General features: G+C 60.2%; 21 protein-coding genes, 1 tRNA gene and 1 other RNA gene. 9 read left to right on the top strand and 14 right to left on the bottom strand.

The annotated features are described in order from the left end of the window. Window positions 1-2: 2 nt before the first annotated feature. Entirely contained in the window at window positions 3-863 is an 861-nt protein-coding gene (locus A3OQ_RS23770; protein WP_020176933.1) for a CPBP family intramembrane glutamic endopeptidase, read from the bottom strand. Window positions 864-956: 93 nt separating this feature from the next. Between A3OQ_RS23770 and ssrA the strand changes: the two genes are divergently transcribed. The 4 genes from ssrA (at window position 957) to A3OQ_RS0118520 (ending at window position 2,488) form a co-directional block, all read left to right on the top strand. Further along, window positions 957-1,320, top strand: a transfer-messenger RNA (tmRNA) gene (ssrA, locus tag A3OQ_RS24155). A gap of 133 nt (window positions 1,321-1,453) precedes the next feature. After that, window positions 1,454-2,023, top strand: coding sequence for an SspB family protein (locus A3OQ_RS0118530; protein WP_020176932.1), 570 nt, complete (start codon window positions 1,454-1,456; stop codon window positions 2,021-2,023). After that, window positions 2,023-2,217: a DUF4169 family protein gene (locus A3OQ_RS0118525; RefSeq protein ID WP_020176931.1), complete on the top strand. Its 195-nt coding sequence runs from the start codon at window positions 2,023-2,025 to the stop codon at window positions 2,215-2,217. Before A3OQ_RS0118530 ends, A3OQ_RS0118525 begins: the two co-directional genes overlap by 1 nt. A 25-nt stretch (window positions 2,218-2,242) precedes the next feature. Beyond that, window positions 2,243-2,488, top strand: a complete 246-nt coding sequence (locus tag A3OQ_RS0118520; protein WP_020176930.1) for a ribbon-helix-helix domain-containing protein — start codon at window positions 2,243-2,245, stop codon at window positions 2,486-2,488. Between the two features lie 54 nt (window positions 2,489-2,542). Here the strand turns inward: A3OQ_RS0118520 and A3OQ_RS0118515 are convergent, their stop codons facing one another. The 4 genes from A3OQ_RS0118515 to A3OQ_RS0118500 all read right to left on the bottom strand — a co-directional run bounded on the left by A3OQ_RS0118515 (window position 2,543) and on the right by A3OQ_RS0118500 (window position 8,169). Next, window positions 2,543-6,214, bottom strand: a complete 3,672-nt coding sequence (locus A3OQ_RS0118515) for an AsmA family protein (RefSeq protein ID WP_020176929.1) — start codon at window positions 6,212-6,214, stop codon at window positions 2,543-2,545. A gap of 111 nt (window positions 6,215-6,325) precedes the next feature. Next, a complete protein-coding gene (locus A3OQ_RS0118510) occupies window positions 6,326-6,868 on the bottom strand; it encodes a DUF924 family protein (protein WP_020176928.1) in 543 nt (180 codons plus the stop codon). Window positions 6,869-6,973: 105 nt separating this feature from the next. Then, entirely contained in the window at window positions 6,974-7,672 is a 699-nt protein-coding gene (locus tag A3OQ_RS0118505) for an SDR family oxidoreductase (RefSeq protein ID WP_020176927.1), read from the bottom strand. A gap of 47 nt (window positions 7,673-7,719) precedes the next feature. Beyond that, entirely contained in the window at window positions 7,720-8,169 is a 450-nt protein-coding gene (locus A3OQ_RS0118500; protein ID WP_020176926.1) for a MarR family winged helix-turn-helix transcriptional regulator, read from the bottom strand. A 101-nt stretch (window positions 8,170-8,270) separates the two neighbouring features. Here A3OQ_RS0118500 and A3OQ_RS0118495 point away from each other — a divergent pair, with 101 nt between their 5' ends. After that, the gene (locus tag A3OQ_RS0118495) at window positions 8,271-9,662 is read left to right on the top strand and encodes an MATE family efflux transporter (RefSeq protein ID WP_020176925.1); all 1,392 of its coding nucleotides are present in this window, start codon (window positions 8,271-8,273) and stop codon (window positions 9,660-9,662) included. 16 nt (window positions 9,663-9,678) lie between these two features. Here A3OQ_RS0118495 and A3OQ_RS0118490 read toward each other — a convergent pair whose 3' ends face one another. Continuing rightward, window positions 9,679-10,236 (bottom strand): shikimate kinase, encoded by a 558-nt coding sequence (locus tag A3OQ_RS0118490; protein WP_020176924.1) that lies wholly within the window; start codon window positions 10,234-10,236, stop codon window positions 9,679-9,681. 18 nt (window positions 10,237-10,254) lie between these two features. Beyond that, the gene (locus A3OQ_RS0118485; protein ID WP_020176923.1) at window positions 10,255-11,214 is read right to left on the bottom strand and encodes an aldo/keto reductase; all 960 of its coding nucleotides are present in this window, start codon (window positions 11,212-11,214) and stop codon (window positions 10,255-10,257) included. Window positions 11,215-11,444: 230 nt separating this feature from the next. On the opposite strand from A3OQ_RS0118485, the gene A3OQ_RS24545 reads away from it, so the two are divergent. Next, window positions 11,445-11,720, top strand: a complete 276-nt coding sequence (locus tag A3OQ_RS24545; protein WP_152428525.1) for a hypothetical protein — start codon at window positions 11,445-11,447, stop codon at window positions 11,718-11,720. A gap of 194 nt (window positions 11,721-11,914) precedes the next feature. Next, entirely contained in the window at window positions 11,915-12,328 is a 414-nt protein-coding gene (locus A3OQ_RS0118475; protein WP_020176921.1) for a hypothetical protein, read from the top strand. A gap of 80 nt (window positions 12,329-12,408) precedes the next feature. Here A3OQ_RS0118475 and A3OQ_RS0118470 read toward each other — a convergent pair. After that, window positions 12,409-12,485 (bottom strand) — tRNA-Asp (locus tag A3OQ_RS0118470). Window positions 12,486-12,883: 398 nt separating this feature from the next. Here A3OQ_RS0118470 and A3OQ_RS24540 point away from each other — a divergent pair. After that, window positions 12,884-13,408 (top strand): hypothetical protein, encoded by a 525-nt coding sequence (locus A3OQ_RS24540; protein ID WP_152428524.1) that lies wholly within the window; start codon window positions 12,884-12,886, stop codon window positions 13,406-13,408. Between the two features lie 287 nt (window positions 13,409-13,695). Here the strand turns inward: A3OQ_RS24540 and A3OQ_RS22995 are convergent, their stop codons facing one another. The 5 genes from A3OQ_RS22995 to A3OQ_RS0118435 form a co-directional block, all read right to left on the bottom strand. Continuing rightward, the gene (locus A3OQ_RS22995) at window positions 13,696-14,493 is read right to left on the bottom strand and encodes an SDR family NAD(P)-dependent oxidoreductase (RefSeq protein WP_020176918.1); all 798 of its coding nucleotides are present in this window, start codon (window positions 14,491-14,493) and stop codon (window positions 13,696-13,698) included. Window positions 14,494-14,503: 10 nt separating this feature from the next. After that, window positions 14,504-14,713 carry a helix-turn-helix domain-containing protein gene (locus A3OQ_RS0118450; RefSeq protein WP_020176917.1) on the bottom strand — a complete coding sequence of 70 codons (210 nt, stop codon included), beginning with the start codon at window positions 14,711-14,713 and terminating at the stop codon, window positions 14,504-14,506. Between the two features lie 139 nt (window positions 14,714-14,852). Further along, window positions 14,853-15,374, bottom strand: coding sequence for a hypothetical protein (locus A3OQ_RS0118445; RefSeq protein WP_020176916.1), 522 nt, complete (start codon window positions 15,372-15,374; stop codon window positions 14,853-14,855). Between the two features lie 127 nt (window positions 15,375-15,501). Further along, entirely contained in the window at window positions 15,502-16,014 is a 513-nt protein-coding gene (locus tag A3OQ_RS0118440; protein ID WP_040581429.1) for an iron transporter, read from the bottom strand. 17 nt (window positions 16,015-16,031) lie between these two features. Further along, window positions 16,032-16,361 (bottom strand): cupredoxin domain-containing protein, encoded by a 330-nt coding sequence (locus A3OQ_RS0118435; RefSeq protein ID WP_020176914.1) that lies wholly within the window; start codon window positions 16,359-16,361, stop codon window positions 16,032-16,034. A 201-nt stretch (window positions 16,362-16,562) separates the two neighbouring features. Between A3OQ_RS0118435 and sodC the strand changes: the two genes are divergently transcribed. Further along, window positions 16,563-17,093: a superoxide dismutase[Cu-Zn] gene (sodC, locus tag A3OQ_RS0118430; RefSeq protein WP_020176913.1), complete on the top strand. Its 531-nt coding sequence runs from the start codon at window positions 16,563-16,565 to the stop codon at window positions 17,091-17,093. 55 nt (window positions 17,094-17,148) lie between these two features. Here sodC and A3OQ_RS0118425 read toward each other — a convergent pair whose 3' ends face one another. Further along, entirely contained in the window at window positions 17,149-17,733 is a 585-nt protein-coding gene (locus A3OQ_RS0118425) for a hypothetical protein (RefSeq protein ID WP_020176912.1), read from the bottom strand. Window positions 17,734-17,845: the final 112 nt, after the last annotated feature.

The following is a 17,845-nucleotide window of genomic DNA, read 5'->3' as shown; positions in this document are numbered from 1 at the left end:
CTCTACCCTATGTCGAAGAGCGCGAGGCCAAAAGCGATCGCGTTGTAAAATGCGTGAAAGCTGATGGATGCCTTGAGGGTGCCTGTTGCTTCGCGCATGCCGCCGAGCGCGAGGCCGATGGGGAATACAACCAGGGCATAGATATGGCTGCTTTCATAATGGGCGCCCGCAAAAAGGGCGGCGCTGACGAGGAGCGCCGTCCATAGACCGAAACTGGCGCGCAGGCTCGTATAGATCCAGCCGCGAAACAGAAGCTCTTCCGTCAGCGGCGCGAATACGACGGCCAGGACGAAAAGCATGAAGGCCGCGAGGCCTTCCTTCGGCACCGTGAACCAGTCTTTGGACGGTGGATAGTAAAGCCCGACGAGCAAGTTCGCCGCGATTCCATAGATAAGCGCTGCGCCCACTATGAACCAAAAGGCCCGGCGCGTCTTCAACACCGGCCATGGCCGCCATCCGATGATTTGGCGCCAGGCGCTGCCGCCGCGCAGCCGGGCCAGCGTCAGGACCGCGAGGCTCAGCGCAAGATAGACGGCGAGCGAAATGCCGAGACCGAGATGCAGCGCCAATGCCGGATTGCTGGCGCTCTCCGCCTCGAGCTGCCGCACGCGATCGAGCGGCGGCGTCCAGCCGAAGGAGAGGCCATCGACGAGCAGGGCAAGGCCGCCTGCGAGCGCCGCGTAGACGATTGTGACAAAAAGAATGGCGAACAGGCTTAGACACAATCCGAGAAGCCCATAGGGCTGTGCACTGCCGGAACCGGCAATTGCACCGCTCGGGTGGGGGATCGGAGTGGTCTCTAAGCGCGCCATTTCGGGCGGCGGCGTCTGGTCGTCGTCGATGGTGGGATCGATGTTATGCATCCGTCATAAATGCCCCGGCGGGTTCCGGGGGCTCTGATCGCATCAATTTGATCGAAACAGAAATTGCCTGATTCGATCCGGGCTCGGCCATCAACTCTTTCTTATTCCGCAAGGCGCGCCTATATTGTTTTTGCTGGTTCTCCGGCTATGGCGATAAACGACTTCGAAATAAGCTCTTCGGACCCGGGGGCGGTACCCGGCGCCTCCACCAAATTCAGTCTGTGCGAAAACGCACATACTGAATTTGACGGGGGCGAAATAGGTTCGACGGGGAGTGTAAAGGATGTTCTTTCGCTCGGCATGGCTCCACCGTTATCGGGCTAAACTTATAGTTGCCAATGACAACTATGCTCCGGTGGCCGTTGCTGCGTAATGCGGTAAAGGTACCGATTTAAAGTCCTTAGGGGTAGCACTTTAAGGCGGGGTTCGGAGGCACCTGGCAACAGAAGCCTCCACACACTCCCCCGGCAAGGTTTTCAGGTTCGTTCAATTTTGAACGGCCAAGGTAACCCTGCGGGAGTAATTGGTTACCTAAATAACCATGCCAGCCATCGGGGGATTGCGGCATGTGCGCAGAGGCAGGCTTATAGATGGCAACAGATCTGATCCGTTACGATCTCCTGGTTCAGGAGGCCTTGCGCAGCGTGGTCCGCAAAGTCCTAACGGACGCGGCGCGCGACGGGCTTCAGGGCGAGCATCATTTCTATATCACCTTCAAAACGCACGCTCCCGGCGTGCGGCTCTCGGCGCGCATGCGCAACCAATATCCGACCGAAATGACGATCATCCTCCAGCATCAGTTCTGGGGGTTGAACGTGTTGGAGCAAGGCTTCGAAGTCGGCCTGTCGTTTCAAAAAATCCCGGAGACGCTTTTCATCCCGTTCGAAGCCTTGACGGGTTTCTTCGATCCGTCGGTCCAGTTCGGATTGAAATTCGAGAGCGAGATCGGCGCCAATGACGTCGAAGGGCCGATTGGTCTGGAGGCGAGGGCCGCCGAACCGCAGGATCTCGCGGCCGTTTCGTCGGATGCGGCCCATCCTGGCGGCCGCGCGGCTGCTGCCTTTCTGCCTGGCGAACATGCCGACGAAGGCGCGGGGGATGCGCCTCAATCGGAAGAGGCCAAAGTCATTTCCATCGACGCGTTTCGCAAGAAGCCGTGATGGCGGAGATCGTCAATTTGCGCCGCGTCCGCAAGGCCAAGGCCCGTGCGGAAGCGGAGCAGAAAGCGGCTGAAAACCGCACCCAGTTCGGGCGCAGCAAGGCAGAGCGCGAAAACGCAAAAGCCAATACTGCGCTTGATGAGCACAGGCTCGATGCACATAAGCGACGCTCTTGTGATGAGCCTGAGGACTGATCGGATTGAAAAGGGGGGGCCCCAAATGACGATGACTATCATCAAACATTCGCTTGCAATCGCCGGTCATCGCACCAGCGTTTCGCTTGAGGAAGACTTTTGGGAAGGTCTGAAGAGCATCGCTTCGCAGCGCGGCCTTTCGATCTCGGCTTTGGTGGCGGAGATCGATTCCGAACGCGGCGAGGCCAATCTATCCTCGGCTCTGCGTGTCTTCGTGTTGAAGGCCATGCGCCATCATGAGCCCGTGCCGGAAAGCGTTCACACCGCTTGAAGCACATTCTGGAAAACGACCTCGAAAAGCTGGGGAGCTTTTCGAGCTCGGGTTCTAGTAACGACCAAGCGACGACGGATCGGCCGGTGTAACCGGCCGCTGCGATTGCGTTGCATTGGATTGCGGATCTTGTGCCGGCTGCGCCTCAGGCGGCGCGTTGGTGCGCAAGGGCTCTTCGGCCTTCTTGCGCGCCTCCTCGGCTTTCTTGAGACGCTCGAGCCGCGTCGCTTCGGCGGCTTTGCGTTCGGCTTCCGCACGCCGCGCGTCGTCCTCGGCCTTCTGCCGCTCCTGTTCGCGGCGGCGTTCATACTGCAGACGCTGATTGAAGAACGCTCGTTCATGCAGGTCGAATTCATAGGATTGGATGCGCGCCGCTTCGCGTGCGATCGCGCGCGCCGCGAGCGCATTGACGAAGCTCGCAGCCTCGATCGTGCGCGCCGGATTGGTGAGAGCGCCTTTAAAGTTCAAAACGACGCGCGGTGGCGAGCCTTGCCAATCCTTGGGCAAAGCGAGAAGCGCGAGCCCGAGCCGTTCGTCGATGGCGGCCGTGCGTAAATCGAGAGACAGCGAAAACTCGTCGAGCGAGACGGGATTGCCTTCGGTCTCTTTCACCGGCGCGGGCGTAAGGCGCAAGACGCCGCCGACCACGGCAAGATCGAAAGGCCTCGCGCCGGCGTTCAGCCCGGCGCGATCGAATTCGCGGCCCAGCGCCCGCTCGACTTCGGCTTCGTCGACCGTAAGCTTGTCATGTTCGACATCGGCGAAGACGCGGGCGACAGCAGCGGGATCGGCGCGCCGCACCATCAGATCGGTGAAGCTCGTATGTCCTGAACCGGCAAGGTTCGACATCAGCGCGAGGGGGTTTTGTCCGCTGCCTGAAATATCGAGCGCGGCCGAGGCACGGCCATGCAGGCTCGGAAGATCGAGCCCGTAATTTTCAAGATTGATATGTCCGGCAACCGCCGCCGTTGCGCCGTCGCGGCGCAGGGTGAGGGTGCCGGCCGCCATGCCGCCGCCCATCTTCATCGTGAAGTCGCGAAACGTAAAAACGTCCGGCGCGATTTCGAGCTGGAGGGCGGCGTCTTCGCCCGACAATCCAGGCAGAATGTCGAAGGTCTTCGCCCGCAGCGTGACGTTTACAGGCGGTGGATCGGGCAGGCCGGATCCGAACGAAAGGTTCGACCAGAGCGTGCCGCCTTTCGCCGGTTGCGGCGGACCGAGCGGCAATTCGAGCAGAGCCGCTGCCGAGGTTTTGTCGAGGTCGAGCGCGCCGGTCAATTTCTTCACGCCGGCCTGGGGCGCGTAAGTGAGGCGCCCGGATAGCGCACGGCCGGCGAAGGTACCCCTGAGATTACGCAGATCGAGCCGTGACGCGCGCCAGTCGATGTCCGTTGCGACATCGGCCGGGATACGTGCGGTCAGATCGGGAAAAGCGAGGCCGGTGGCCTGCAGGAAAGGCGAAAGATCTGTCGCGGCCACGGTCAATTGGCCGTTGGCCGCGAGCGTTTCCTGGCCGGGGCTCGTTGGCCGTTCGATCCGGCCATGGAAATTGACGTTGAGGCCAGCAAATGTCACTTGCAGCGCCATATCAGGCGAGCCGCTCAGCGGCCCTTGGGTCTTGATCTCGATACGCCCGTGTCCCAATCCGTTCAGCGGCAAGACCTGTGCGCCCAATTGGCGGAGCAGGGCTGAGCCGTCAGGCGCGTCGATCGTCGCCGATGCGGTGCCGAGACTCGGGTTCTTCGGGTTGGATTTGATATTGGCCGAAACGCGCGTCGCTCCCGCCGTGCCCGTGAGGGTCAAAGCGGTCAGCGCCGGCGCCGAGGATGACACGGCGCTGCCCGCCTCTGCGTGGAGATCGAGCTGGATCGGCGACAAGGCCGTTGCGCGCTCGGCCACCATGTCGAGCGCGGCGCTCGGAACCACACGCTGCAGGAAGGCCGTCAGATCGGCAAGCCGTGGCGCATTGAGCTTGGCATCGAGACCGCCGCTCTGTCCGTTCCATTGGCCTTTGGCGTTGACGTTGGCGCCGCCGACGCCGTTCAAGCTCAGCTCTTCGAGATTTGTATTGGCGCCTGTCTTGGTCAGTTTCAGCCGGATCTCGCCGGTATCGACCGTGCCCTTGCGAAGGCCGCCGAGTTTCACGGCATGCGCATCGAAGCGGATCGCGAGATCGGTTGCCTCAACGAGATGAGCGGCATCTTTCAGATCGGGCCAGCCGTCGAGATCGAGCGAGGGCGCGCTCATATCGACGAAGAAACGCGCGGGCTCCGAACCGACCGCCTGCGTATAGGACAGATTGCCGGTGAGGTTCGAGCGGTCGAGGTGCAGGCTGAGGCCGCGGCCGGAAAAGCCGACGCGCGACAGGCTCGCTTCGCCGCTGACTTCGAGCGTGCGAAATGGCAGCTTGCGTGTTTCTTCGGCCCAATGCGGCAGCACGCCCGCGAGCCATGCATTCACGCGCCCGAAATCGCCGAAGCCAGCCTCGATCCGGCCGTCGAACTGCATCGCGGCGCCCGCTTCAAGACGTCCATCGAGATGGACGTGCGAACGGCCGGGCAGGCTCGTTTCAAAGCGCACCCAGACCGGCTGGTTCTGATTGAGGACCAATGCGCCGGAGAGATCGGCAAGCGTTTCGCCGTTCACCGTCGCCGTCTCGACGGTGGCGTCCAAGGTCAATGGGATGGGGAAGGTCGAAAGACGCGATTCATTCATCAAACCCGTGAGGCTTTGTTCGAGAGTCTCGGGGGTTTGCGGCTTTGCCGGATCGGCCAACAGGCGGTCTATATCGATCTGTTTGGCGCGGAGATTGACGCTGGCTTTGGGCGTTGTCGCGAAATCGAGTTCGGCCGTGCCGGCCGTATTCACGCCATGGTCTTCGTCGCCGAGACGCAGATCGAGCGTGTCCATCGTGGCCTTGCGCTCTGCTATGCGAAGAGGACCGCTGAGATGCCAGGGGATGGCAATGTCGCTTGTCTCGGAGGCGCCGCGCCAAAGGCCGGAGAATCCGGCATTGCCGGCGAAGGAGGCCGCGAGGCGGCCGTTCCTGCGATGTTCGAACGTGAGCGTGCCGTCGAAATCGGCGCGCGGATGCGTCTTGCTTTTGTCGACGACGAGTTTCAGCCGCAGGCTGTCGCCTTCGCGCTGGCCGGTCGAAAAGCGGAAGCCGGTTTTCTCGCCGAGGACCATCCCGCTTCCATCGCCCTTGAATGGCCCGGCCAGCGAGTTTGCTTCGGCGCTGAGATCGAGATGATCCAGAACCAATGTATTGGCTTGCGCCGGATCTTCGATTTCGATTCTGCCGTCTTCTATGGCGATCCGCTCGAAACGGGCTTGCCCCGAAAAGCCTCCCGGTTGCGGCGCCTTCAGCGTGCCGTCCGTGCCTTGGATCAGCTTCAGACGCGGGCTTTTCACCCGTGCCTCGATGAAATCGACCTCGCCGCGCAGAAGCGGCGGGATGGCGATTTCGAGCAGGACATCGTCGGCCGTGAAACTCGCCGAGGCGGCCTCATCCAAAATTTCGATCTTTTGGAGATGCAGATAGGGCGTCGGCAGGAGCTTCAGATCGAGATTGCCGCGAATAGTCACTTTTTCGCCGAGGGCCTGCGAGAGCTTGGTTTCGATCAAGCCGCGCTGCGCGTTCCAATCGACGAAATATGGTGCCGCCAAAGCGATGCTGAGGCAGAGAATGAGTAAGCCGGCAAGTACGGTTAAGCTTTCACGCAAGGTCTAGGTCGATCTCTCGTCCGCCGTCGAGCTCGAAACGGCGCGCCGCGCTTATATCATGAAGCTGCTGTCCTTTGACGACAGGTAGGCGTGGCATGGCTCGGAAGAAAGCTAACCGCTCCAGCCGCCGGCATGGAGGTAGGCCTGTTCGCCCGGGGTCATTTCCCGGCCCAAAACCCCGTTGCGGTGCGGAAACCGGCCGAAACGGGCGATCAGCATCAAATGGATGCGGCTTGCACCTATGCCGCCTTGGTCACCGCAGGCAAGGCAGAGTTCGAGACAGCGTTTCTGGTCGGCCAGATTTTCCGAATGCATGAAGGGCAGATAGAAAAACCGCCGCCAGGGATTTTTGAATTTCTGGTCGAAGCCTTGTGCAAGCGCGTGCGCGGCGACCTCATAGGCAAGAGGGTCGGTTGCAAAGGCGCGTGGCGTTCCGCGAAACATATTGCGGGGGAATTGATCCAGAAGCAGGAGAAGCGCCAAAGCGCCTTCGGGACCGTCCTTCCAACCGTCGTAGTCGCCGCGCGCCGCCATCTCATGCGCGGCAAGCCATTTGGCCGTGACCTCGACGTCGAACTCAGGCGTCGCGTCGTACCAGCGATAGGGTCCGGCCTCATACCAGAAGGCGATGATGTCTTTGGGCAGATGCGTCATGCGGCCTTATAAGCAAGCCGCATTCCTCATGACAGGCCCCGACCCCGAGACATAGACCGTTCCGGTCTCATCCCAGGGTGAGGCTTTATGTCGATCCGGAAGGGTTTACGCCGCCCGATAGACTGGCGGCTCGGCGTTGAGCCCCGCTTTGACATTGCGGGAAACCTCGTCGGCCAGCACTTCCTCTTCGCCGTTTTCGAGCGCCGTCAGAACACGCGCGACGATATCCTCCGGGCTCGTTTTCGGCGCGTTGAACGCGCTGACAAGATCGGTATCGATAAAGCCGGCATGAACGCCGATCACCTGCGTGCCGTCTTTCTTCAATTCATTCCGAAGCGCGTTGGTCAAAGACCATTCGGCCGATTTCGACGCGCTATAGGATTGGAGCGGAGCCAGCGACCTCCACGATGCCACGGAGAGAATATTAATGAGCGCTCCACCACCATTCTTGACCAGGATCGGCGCAAAGGCGCTGCTCACGCGCCACGTGCCGAAATAATTCGTCTCCATTTCGCGATGCGCTATTTCGGCGACGTCCCCGCCGAGGAGCGGCACGGGCGCCGCGATGCCGGCATTGTTGATGAGGATCGTGACATCGCCGCAAGCGGCAGCCGCGGCCTTCACGTCGTCCGAATTTGTGATGTCGAGCTTGATGGGCACGACGCCGGGAATCGCGACCTTCATCGGATCGCGTGCGCCGGCATAGACTTTACGCGCGCCCGCGGCGAGCAGCTTTTCAGCGAAGACCTTGCCCAATCCACGATTGGCGCCGGTCACGAGTGCGACAGAACCTTCGATTTTCATGATCTAACTCCATGTCTTAAAGTGTGAAGCAGGTTTCCGGGCCGCGCTTAATCTTCGCGGGGGATCAGGGATACGACCCGATTGAGGGTCGTGCGTAACGTGAGAGCCTCGGCGGTGCCGAAGGCCGTTTCGAACTCGTCCTGCGCCGCCTGCCAAAGCGGCAGAGCCTGAGCGAGCTTTTTGCGGCCAGCCGCAGTCAGCTTCAAAGATTTAGTGCGGCCGTCCGGCCCGTCACCTATCTCGATCAGACCATCGCGTTCCAGGGGCCGAATACCCCGGCCCAAGGTTGTGCGGTCCATCACAAGGTTCGCAGCCAATTCATGGATCGACTGCGGGCCATTGCGGCTCAGATTGGCGAGGAGGCTCAACTGCGAGGTGCGGAGCCCCGCCGGCGCCAAATGTCCGTCGTAGAGCTGTGTGACCTGGCGCGCGGCCTGCCGGATCGCCTGACAGTTGCAAACCGGGCAGTCGCCCTGTTGTTGCGATCGTTCACTCATTGCAAATCACCGTGAAAGGAGCATATACACGTGTCAATAACGCGTATATGCGCGTATGGTTCCAAACCGTCAAGAGAACCTGGCCGTCAAGAGAGCTTGCCATGGACGCGAAGACCAAACTCCTGCTGGAAGGGCCGATCGGATGGACCCTGTTGCGGCTCTCTATGCCGAATATCGCCGTCATGGCGGCGCAAGCTCTCGTCGGCCTCATCGAGACCTATTTCATCGCCTGGCTCGGCACCGACGCGCTCGCTGGGATCGCGATCGTCTTTCCGGTCTTCATGCTGTTTCAGATGATCTCCGCCGGCGCCATGGGCGGCGGGATCTTATCCGCCGTCGCGCGTGCGCTCGGCGCCGGACGCAAGGATGAAGCCGATCTTTTGGTTTGGCATGCCGTCGCGCTGGCGCTCGGTCTCGGCGTTCTCACGACGCTTGTGATGTTGCCCGCGGGCCCGAGCCTCTATGGTTTGATGGGCGGGCGCGAGGCTTCGCTCGCCGCGGCCATCGTCTATGCCAATCTGGTTTTCGGCGGCGCGATCCTGCTCTGGCTCTTCAACTCGCTGGCCGCCGTCATCCGCGGCACCGGCAATATGATTTTGCCGGCCCTTGTCGTGCTCGGCGGCGTCGTTGTGCTCATACCGCTGTCGCCGTTGCTGATCTTTGGGTTCGGGCCTCTGCCGCGCCTCGGCATCATCGGCGGCGCCACCGCCGTGCTCATCTATTACGCCGTCGGCTCGGCGATCTTTGTGGGCTACATCTGGTCCGGACGCGGGATCTTGCATCCGAGCTGGAAGATTCCGGCGCTGTCCTTTGCCAGATTGGCGGATATTTTGCGGGTCGGTGCACCCGCTTCGCTCGTCGCGACCACGACCAATGTGACGATTGCGACGGCGACGGCCTTCGTCGGCGTCTACGGACCGCAGGCGGTCGCGGGCTATGGCACCGGCGCGCGGCTCGAATATCTGCTTGTGCCTTTGGTCTTCGGCCTTGGTGCGCCGCTCGGCGCGATGGTCGGCACGGCCGTCGGCGCGGGCGAATTCCAACGCGCCGCGAAAGCCGCCTGGACCGGCGCCTTCATGGCCGGCTTCCTGACGGAAGCGGTCGGCGTCGCAGCGGCACTCTGGCCGCGGTCCTGGCTCGATCTTTATGGCAACGATCCGGTGATGATGGATTTCGGCATCCGCTATTTGCGGATCGTTGGTCCCTTCTACGGCTTCTTTGGATTTGGCCTTGCGCTTTATTTCGCGGCGCAAGGGACGGGCCGCATGATTTGGCCCTTGGCCGCGGGTGTCGCCCGCCTCGCTGTGGCGGCGGGCGGCGGTTTTCTCGCGACGCGCCTCGTTGCAGGAACCACCGGCGTCTATGTCGCCCTGGCCGCCGGGATGATCCTGTTTTGGGGGATCAATGCCTTCGCCGTTTTCTCCGGCGCATGGCTGCGCCATGTGCCGCTGCGGAGGGCGGAAGCGCCGGTCATCCTGGCCGTCGCCGAATGAGCTGTGAATATTTCGGTTACGCCGCGCCGGCCTTGTCGGCGACTGCCTTGAGAATACAGTCGCGGGTTTCCTTCGGCTTCTGACCCGCCGTGTAGATCACGATCTTCGCGAGGTCGTGATTGCAGTGATATCGGACGAAATGTTCATTGACGCCCGGCGGCAGGTCGGGTCTGCGTTTGAGGAGGACCCTGACGGACTCGTCCAGATCCGGCGATGGTAACAATAGAACGACATTCGGATAGGGCATCAGGGCCTTTTGGACCCGGGCAAACAGGTCGTCTGCCTCAAAGACGGAATGCCCCGCGCCGAAATCGATCACGCAGTCATGATGCTCCGCCAGCAACCGCTCGACCGCATGGGCCTCGAAAGGTTTCCAGTAACGCAAGACGGCTCCGAGGCCTTCTTTCTCCGTGATCTCGCGCTGTTTTTCCTCATCAAAGCCTATTTCGCGATAATAGTCCCAGCGCAGATCGTCCATGGAGCATTGCGGCAGACAAAGCGTCCTCGCCAGCAGTTTCCCTTGCGTGCTTTTGCCGGCACCACTCGGCCCGATCAGGATAATCTCATCTCCCAAATCTCGCTCCTTCGCGCATCATTGAGGTGATGCGGTGCCGGCCTTATCCAATAGAGCGAGAGCCTCGGCATCGAGCCTGATCTCGATCGATTTTGCGACCTCGTTCCATTGCGCGAGGCTCGTGGCGCTGACGATCGGCGCCGTGATACCTGGCTGCGCCAGGGCCCAGGCGATCGAGATCTGCGCCGGCGTCGCATTAAAGCGCGCGGCCACCTCATCGATTGCCTTCAAAATATCGAAGCAACGCTCCGTCGCATATTTCTTCACATAGAAATCGCGCGGCTTGCCGATGATGTCGGCTTCGGACCGATATTTGCCCGTGAGAAAACCGCCCGCCAGAACATAATAGGGAATGACCGCGAGTCCCTCGTCGATGCAGAGCTTCTGCAAGGCACTCTCAAACCGGGTGCGATAGGCGACATTGTAATGCGGCTGCAGGCAGGCGTAGCGTGGCAAATGACGCGCCTCGCTCACCCTCAGCGCCTCAGCCAGGCGCGGCGCTTCATAGTTCGAGGCGCCGATCGCCCGGACTTTGCCGGCTTGCACGAGGCCCGCGAAAGCCTCCAGCGTTTCTTCGAGGGGCGTTTCTGGAAGGTCGCGATGCGCCTGATAGAGATCGATATGATCGGTGTTGAGCCGCCGCAGCGAATCTTCGATCGAACTCACGATATGCGCCTTGCCGAGGCCCTTTCCGGCCGCGCCCATGTCCATGCCGACTTTGGTCGCGATGATGATCTTGTCGCGCTTGCCGGTGCGCTTCAGCCATTTGCCGATGATGGTTTCGGATTCGCCGCCCGTATGACCTTCGGCCCAGCGGGAATAGACATCCGCCGTATCGATGAAATTGAAGCCGCAATCGACGAAGGCATCGAGGAGCGCGAAGGAGGTCGGCTCGTCCGTGGTCCAGCCGAAAACATTGCCGCCGAAGACGAGCGGGGCCGTCTCAAGGCCGGAATTGCCGAGGGGACGTTTATTCATCTAAAGCGATATGATCTGGGCGGCCAAGACAGGGAAGGGAGAGGCTTCAATCTCCTAAAGCTTCCCTTGGAGCAACCGAAAACTTTTCGCTTCTATGGGCTCGGGCAAGCCTGCCGAGCTTACGGCGCGCTGGCATTTCAAGTGGCCGGTTCTCACGGCGAAGTGTTGCTCGCGATTTGAACCGGCCGGAGGCGCCGTCCGTTAGACCTTCGGAAACGAAGGAGACCGTCATGAACAGAAGTTCGACTTTGGCTGCGTTCGCTTGCGCCTTCGCGCTCATCTCGACTGGCGCGATGGCGCAAATGAGGGACCCGACGATCCCGGCGGGAGCCGCCATCCTGTCGGGAACGCCGAGCGGCGGGTTAACCGCAGGAGGCCTATCGGCGCGGTCGGTCCCGCCCGTGACCACCACATCGCCCATAACCGGCAGAAGCTCGTCTTGCGGCGCAGGGCCTGGATGCGGCGGGCCGATCATCGTCGAGCCGAGGGTTCGCGGCCGCCGCTAGAAGCGGAGCCAATGCGGCTCCGGTCACGCTGAACGCTGCCAATCCGAAGTTTGTGGCGGCTTTTTTCAAGGCAGCTGCGATTCTTACGGGCGGGGCGGGCGTGTTTCTGCGTTTGGCATGAGAATATATTAAATTCTTCCGGCCACTTTGAAGCGATGTTTAGACGACGTCGCCTCACGGCCTTGGATAACCGGGTGAATGTGCTCACGGGCGGCTTGGGCCGTCAGACGCGGGCTATGGCCTTTTTCGGCGGCGGCCAGGCGAGCCCCTCGGCGCAATCATTTTCGACAGTCAGCACGGGACGCCTGTTCAAAATGGATTCCGGAAGCCTCGGGCTGGGCCTGGTCATCATCCTGATTGCCCTGACCATCGGTGCCTATGGATATCAGGGTATCTCGCCTCAAATGGCTGGCAAGACCCCACAGCTGGAATCCGAACCGCGTGTGACCTTTGTCGCGGCTTCGCCGCCGCCGGTGCCTGCTGCCTCGGCGGTTTCTGTCCCGGCTGTCCCCACAGCCCAGTCGCAGCCCTCCGTCCCCCCCGGCCGAGGCCAGAAATCCTCGCCGTGCCCTGGCGAGGTTCGAGGCGGATTTTGCGTTCTGAATTAGGCTGCGACGCAGGTGTGGGCCGCGCGAGGCGTCAATCTTCGCCGAAACACGCCTAACCTGTTTTGAATGCGCCATGATAATGGCGAGAGAGACGGGACTCGAACCCGCGACCTCCGGCGTGACAGGCCGGCGCTCTAACCAACTGAGCTACTCCCCCGCGCGGCGGCGAGTGGCATACCGCGGAGATGAGCCGGATAAGATAGGCCCGTCTTCAAGTCAAGCGTGAAGCCCGTCGCACCGTGCGTGCCGCGAAAGTGATTTCCGCGCCATCTCAGATGTTTCTACAGCGGAATGCCCATCCAAAGCGACAAAAATCGGCGCCGGTTTGGGCGAGGCCGAGCCCCGGTTTTCAACGCATTTCCCCGGATGGAAGCGGCTGGCGGGTGCGTTTTGCTCAAACGCCAACGGCATCGAGCGCATTCTGCCAGGACATGGTCCGGGCTGAATGCGCTTTAAATGCGATGTTGAAAAGCGGCTACCCTGGCAATTTTCGGCACCTGAAAAGGGAGTATTTTCCAAAAATCTCCTCTCGCACAAGGCGAGAGGAGAGAGTTGGTGCCATCCAAGAAACGCCCAAGCTTTTCCAAACGCGGAGCCATGGCGCAACCCTCATATGCGGTATGCCTGGCGTTAAATTTACGTAAGTTTTTCCACGGAAACGTGCGGGTTTCCATCTGCCCTAACGGAACTTTGGAGTGGGGCAGGATCGATCGGCAGGATGTGACAGTTGCATTACATCGGCATCGAAGATCGGCGTCCGATGTCGTGATTGATTCTAATAACTTAGAGCGGGATACGCAGATCAGGTTGCGCAATCTGCGTAAACTTGATTGCGCCCGCAAAACCGCTGCACGGTTTCCCCATCCGGCTCTAGTGTTTTTCGGGCCTTCGAAGCCTGCTGTGCTCGCCGAGGATACATGTTCCCATCTCATCGCAGGCCGCATGGTTCAATTGAACATTGACGGCTCTCGCCATGGCCCGCAAGGAGTGATGTTCGAGGCCGGCCGCGACAAGGATCGGAAACAGCATCAAAACAGGCGGCAAAACGAGATAGAAAAAGCCCGCCATGCGGCGCGATAGAAACGGGCTCGAACGTGAGGATGTAAAAGAGGCCGGTAGAGTTGTTGGCATTAAATCAACCAGTCTTGCGGAGAAGCGTCACGCTTCCCGTACTTTCGCACGCATGATTGAAGGCATATTGGCAAGTCCGGTGCCAAGACCAGCCAGGCCGCAGGGCGCCTCTTTTTCATACGCTTGCGCTTCCGCGCGATCGCCTGAAATCCAATTCATCTTTTTCGGTCAGGCCGATGCGCGTCCGGCGCCGGCTTGTGCCGCCGGCGGAGGGCCATCGCAAATTCCTGTGATCCTTATCCGGATGATCCGGCACGAACGCGAAAAGGCGGCGACAGCCAGCGGCGCAGACCGCCCGGCAGAAATTGGCCGAGTCTTGCTGCAAAGGCGAGAGGGAAGGGAAAGGCAATGATCGCCCGGCCGCGTTCGAGGTTGCGCGCGATGCGTTTGGCCGCATCATCGGCCGAGATTTGAAAAGGTTTGCTGCTGGCCACGCTGTTGGACATCGGCGTTTCGACGAAGCCGGGGCAGATGACGCTGACCTTTATGCCGCGCGGATGCAAGGCGTCGCCAAGCGCAAGGCCATAAGCCATGATCGCCGATTTGCTGGCGCAATAGCTGGGCGAGTCGGCAAGCGGCACGAAACCGGCGAGAGAACCGATCAAGGCGATCTGCCCATGACCGCGGGCGATCATGGCTGGCAGAATCGCATGAACGCTGCTGAAAGTGCCAAACACATTGGTCTCGATCAGCCTGAGACTGAGTTCGTTCGGTTCGAACGCGCCGTCGGCCGTCGTGCCGCCGGTCACACCTGCATTGGCGAATAAAAGATCGACCGGAGCGGTTTGATCGAAATCCGCGATCCAGCTCATGAGCTCTGCGCGGGCGCGGACGTCGATGACGCCCGTCTTGACACCTTGCGCGCCCGCGGCCTGGCACCGGGCTGCGACGGCGTCGAGGCGCTCCTTGTTGCGGCCGATCAGACCGAGGGTGGCGCCAAGTCTGGCGTAATGAAGGGCGAGGGCCGTGCCGATTCCGCTTGAGGCACCGGTGATGACGACGTTTTTGGGGCCGGTTTTTGGGGTCGGTGTCACGCCGCCGGTCTTACCGGCGGGGCCGTCTATGCGCGAGACTGTCGATCGCGATTGAGACGCGCTCCTCGTCGATCGGCGACAATGGCACTCTGCCGGACTCGTAATCCCGGATCTTTTTGACCGACCATCCGATCAAGGCGGCTACTTCGCTTTCGAGAAGCCCAAGGCTTTCTCTGCGGGCCTTATTGGCATGCGGCGCCGGTGCGTCACCTTCGCTCATAGCGATGTCTATCCTTTATAGAGGCAAGCGGCTCTGCCGCTTCGTCCCCTTCCATAAGCCGATCCTCTGGCTCCGATCAAGGACATAGGGACGGCAGGCTGCCGATCCCTCCGCCAAATCTAGGAAAATAAAGGCATTCTTACCTCAGGAGGACCTTTGGCACGCCTTCGACATTCATCGAGGAGAAGATGACCACGCCTGTCCATATGAGGACGGACAGGGTCCCCGCGACCCGCGCTTGCCAAGGGGTATTGCCTTCGCCGGCCGCGATTTTGGGGGCCATGAGCCGGTTGAAGACCGCGGCATTGGCGAGGCCGGCCGCAAGCAGCACGAGCTTGGGGGCGAAATAGGCATGGCTTCCGACGTGAACAGGATCAAAGAGAAAGAGCGGAATGCCCGTGACGACGGTGAGGGCGAAGAAAATATAGATCCAGAGCATGAATTGCTCTGACAGATCGTGAATCCCAACGCGCGTTTTGAGCCCGATCAGGCGCAGATCGAGGAATATGATCCCGCCGAAAAAGGCTCCCATCGACAGGATATGCGCGATCCGGATGATGTAATGATAAGGCTGGATCGCGAAGTGGAACGTTCGATTGTCGAGAGCGATCAGGACCTCGGGCGGGATACGCAGAACATCGAATACGCTTGGGTCGGCCATGTGTCTTTGCGCTCAATCCTGGATTTCGATTTTAGGCATCGGACATGTCCGATGCCTAACGGCATGATGTTCGGCTGTGATGGTTCGGCAGCGGAATGATGCAGATCAAGTCCGGGTCATCCGCATATTAGTTCTGAGGATATTTGAACTTGAACTCCTGGGTGAAGGGCTTCCACCAATCCGGTACGCCGGTTTCTTCGTCGGTATGATGGAGAAAGCCGTTGCTTTCAGGCGGTTCAAATCGATAGGTGAGCTTGTATTCGCCCGGCCCGTCCATTTTGACGTTGTTTGCGTAATGCGGTCCGTCCTTGGCGGTCATCGGCAACAGGACGCCTTCGGAGGTCCAGGAAGATCCAGTCTTCTCGAGCTTGTAGTGGATGGTGAGATAGGCCATCCAGGCGCCGTCGGGAAATCCGTAGACATTGTCGGCCGTCGCATGAACATCGGCTTCGAGATGGATGACGTCCGGGCCATGCACCATATTCGCCGTCATCGGCGCCATTTCGATGCCCACGAGATAGTTGGCGACGATCTCCATATCGTGCTGATGGACCGGGCCGCCGACATAATATTCGCGCGCCTGGGCCCCGCAGGCAAAGAGAAGGCTGAAAGCCGCGGCGAATTGAAAAGATCGCTTCATCATTGTTTCTCCGGCCCTCATTCGACGATCAAAGCGCCTTTGGCAGTCTCGTTATATTCGCCGAAAAATTCATAGCGCGCAGGCGCCAGGCCTTTCACGCGCAGTTTGATCGAGCTTTTCGGTGCGACGATCTTTTCGATCTTCAACGGTGTGCTTTCAAATTCTTCGGGCGTGTCGTCGTCGTTGACCACCGTGATCAGGAGCGGCTGGTTGGCCGGCACTTTCGGTTCCTGAGGCTCGAACACATGGTTTTTTAAAGTAATGACGATCTCAAGCGGATCGGCTGCCTGCGCCGGCTGCACCAGCAAGGCGGTCATGAAAAAGGCTGGCAATGACAGGCGGAACATTCAATCCTTTTTTATCTTTGACTACTCAGCTACGCACTGAAAACGACGTGGCAGTCAGAAAGATTTATGTCAAGTCTATGAAGTTACTTTAGTTTTATTCTAATAAAGACCGCGTCATTTGCTTTTGACGAGCTTGAGCCTAGATGTGTGGCCAGCACCTAAAACTTCGCGCTCATCCTAAGTCGCACGAGGAATTCCAAAATGCCTTTTCGTCCTTTATTTCCCGCAGTTTGCTTTTTGGTGTGTCTCAGTGCCGCCGCCTCTGCGCAGACGCAAGATAAGACACTGACCGCGAAAGTTGTCGGGCCGAATGCGAAAGATCTCGGGACGATCACGCTCACGGATGCGCCGAAAGGCGTTTTGCTTCACCTCGAATTGAAGGGTCTTCCGCCGGGCTGGCACGGCATGCATTTTCATGAGAAGGGCGATTGCGGCGACGATAAATTCATGAATGCCGGCGCGCATGTTCATGCGGTGACGCCGGTCGTGCATGGTTTCCTGAAGGAGGATGCGACGGATTCCGGCGATCTTCCCAATCTCTATGTCGCGGCTGATGGCACGGCGACAGCCGAGCTCTATTCGACTTACGTCTCGTTCAAGGGCGAAGGCGGTCGCCCGTCTCTGCTCGACGGCGATGGATCCGCGCTGATCATTCATGTCAACCCGGATGATTACACGACGCAGCCGATCGGCGGCGCCGGCGCGCGCATCGCTTGCGCGGTGATCAAGTAAAGCATGACCCGGAAAAGTTGCAGACTTTTCCGGTAAGCTTATGCGTTCGAAATGTTCAGCCTTGCCGCTTGTCGACAGCGGCGGCGAATTGATCGGCGGCTTTGGCGATCTCATCGGCGCGCCGCCGCATCAGCTCCCGCATTTCGGCAAGCAAGGTTGCAGCATCTTCAAGATCTGTGTCGCCGGCGAGCCAGCGCGCCAGCGTGGCTTCGTCACGCTCCAGCGCGCGCGCCGTATCGCGCTGCCAGTCTGTACCATAGAGCAGGCGCGCGGCGGCCTTGAAGAGGTCGGGCGCCGGCAGCTCTGCAACCGTCTCCGGCAGACCGAGAAGCGGATTGCCCGTATTCGTGCCCGACGCATTATCCGCCGCGGTCGATTTTGCCTTGCGATCCTGGGTTGCTTCAGAGAGCCGCAGCACCTCCGGGAGAATGCTCCGCACGGCTTCGGCGCCGCGCAGTGGCACCGTCCAGTGGCGTTTTTCGGGTCGCCATTGAACATTGGGCACCCAGCGCAAAAGCTGGAGCAATTGCTCGCTGAACCCGCATTTGATGATGATTGCATTGTCGGTCACCTCGAGCCATGGGCTCGGCGGAAACGGATTAGCCGCGAGCGCGGCGCGGGCTTTTTCGTCGGATTTCATGCGGTTTGACGATCGGTTTTGAAGCTTGAACTCGGGGTGTGCCCGACCCTTGTAAGCTTAAATACGAATAGATGCGATGCGATTTCGCCGATCTCCTTAATCGCAGCGAAAG

It is taken from the genome of Methyloferula stellata AR4, assembly GCF_000385335.1.
Classification (GTDB): Bacteria; Pseudomonadota; Alphaproteobacteria; order Rhizobiales; family Beijerinckiaceae; genus Methyloferula; species Methyloferula stellata.
This window is presented reverse-complemented; position numbering and strand designations above follow the sequence as displayed.

Excerpts from the sequence above, each read along its gene's own strand:
- A3OQ_RS23770 (WP_020176933.1), bottom strand. The coding sequence starts at position 863 with ATGCATAACATCGATCCCACCATCGACGACGACCAGACGCCGCCGCCC.
- A3OQ_RS0118530 (WP_020176932.1), top strand. The coding sequence starts at position 1,454 with ATGGCAACAGATCTGATCCGTTACGATCTCCTGGTTCAGGAGGCCTTG.
- A3OQ_RS0118525 (WP_020176931.1), top strand. The coding sequence starts at position 2,023 with ATGGCGGAGATCGTCAATTTGCGCCGCGTCCGCAAGGCCAAGGCCCGT.
- A3OQ_RS0118520 (WP_020176930.1), top strand. The coding sequence starts at position 2,243 with ATGACGATGACTATCATCAAACATTCGCTTGCAATCGCCGGTCATCGC.
- A3OQ_RS0118510 (WP_020176928.1), bottom strand. The coding sequence starts at position 6,868 with ATGACGCATCTGCCCAAAGACATCATCGCCTTCTGGTATGAGGCCGGA.
- A3OQ_RS0118505 (WP_020176927.1), bottom strand. The coding sequence starts at position 7,672 with ATGAAAATCGAAGGTTCTGTCGCACTCGTGACCGGCGCCAATCGTGGA.
- A3OQ_RS0118500 (WP_020176926.1), bottom strand. The coding sequence starts at position 8,169 with ATGAGTGAACGATCGCAACAACAGGGCGACTGCCCGGTTTGCAACTGT.
- A3OQ_RS0118495 (WP_020176925.1), top strand. The coding sequence starts at position 8,271 with ATGGACGCGAAGACCAAACTCCTGCTGGAAGGGCCGATCGGATGGACC.
- A3OQ_RS0118485 (WP_020176923.1), bottom strand. The coding sequence starts at position 11,214 with ATGAATAAACGTCCCCTCGGCAATTCCGGCCTTGAGACGGCCCCGCTC.
- A3OQ_RS24545 (WP_152428525.1), top strand. The coding sequence starts at position 11,445 with ATGAACAGAAGTTCGACTTTGGCTGCGTTCGCTTGCGCCTTCGCGCTC.
- A3OQ_RS0118450 (WP_020176917.1), bottom strand. The coding sequence starts at position 14,713 with ATGAGCGAAGGTGACGCACCGGCGCCGCATGCCAATAAGGCCCGCAGA.
- A3OQ_RS0118445 (WP_020176916.1), bottom strand. The coding sequence starts at position 15,374 with ATGGCCGACCCAAGCGTATTCGATGTTCTGCGTATCCCGCCCGAGGTC.
- A3OQ_RS0118440 (WP_040581429.1), bottom strand. The coding sequence starts at position 16,014 with ATGAAGCGATCTTTTCAATTCGCCGCGGCTTTCAGCCTTCTCTTTGCC.
- A3OQ_RS0118435 (WP_020176914.1), bottom strand. The coding sequence starts at position 16,361 with ATGTTCCGCCTGTCATTGCCAGCCTTTTTCATGACCGCCTTGCTGGTG.
- sodC (WP_020176913.1), top strand. The coding sequence starts at position 16,563 with ATGCCTTTTCGTCCTTTATTTCCCGCAGTTTGCTTTTTGGTGTGTCTC.
- A3OQ_RS0118425 (WP_020176912.1), bottom strand. The coding sequence starts at position 17,733 with ATGAAATCCGACGAAAAAGCCCGCGCCGCGCTCGCGGCTAATCCGTTT.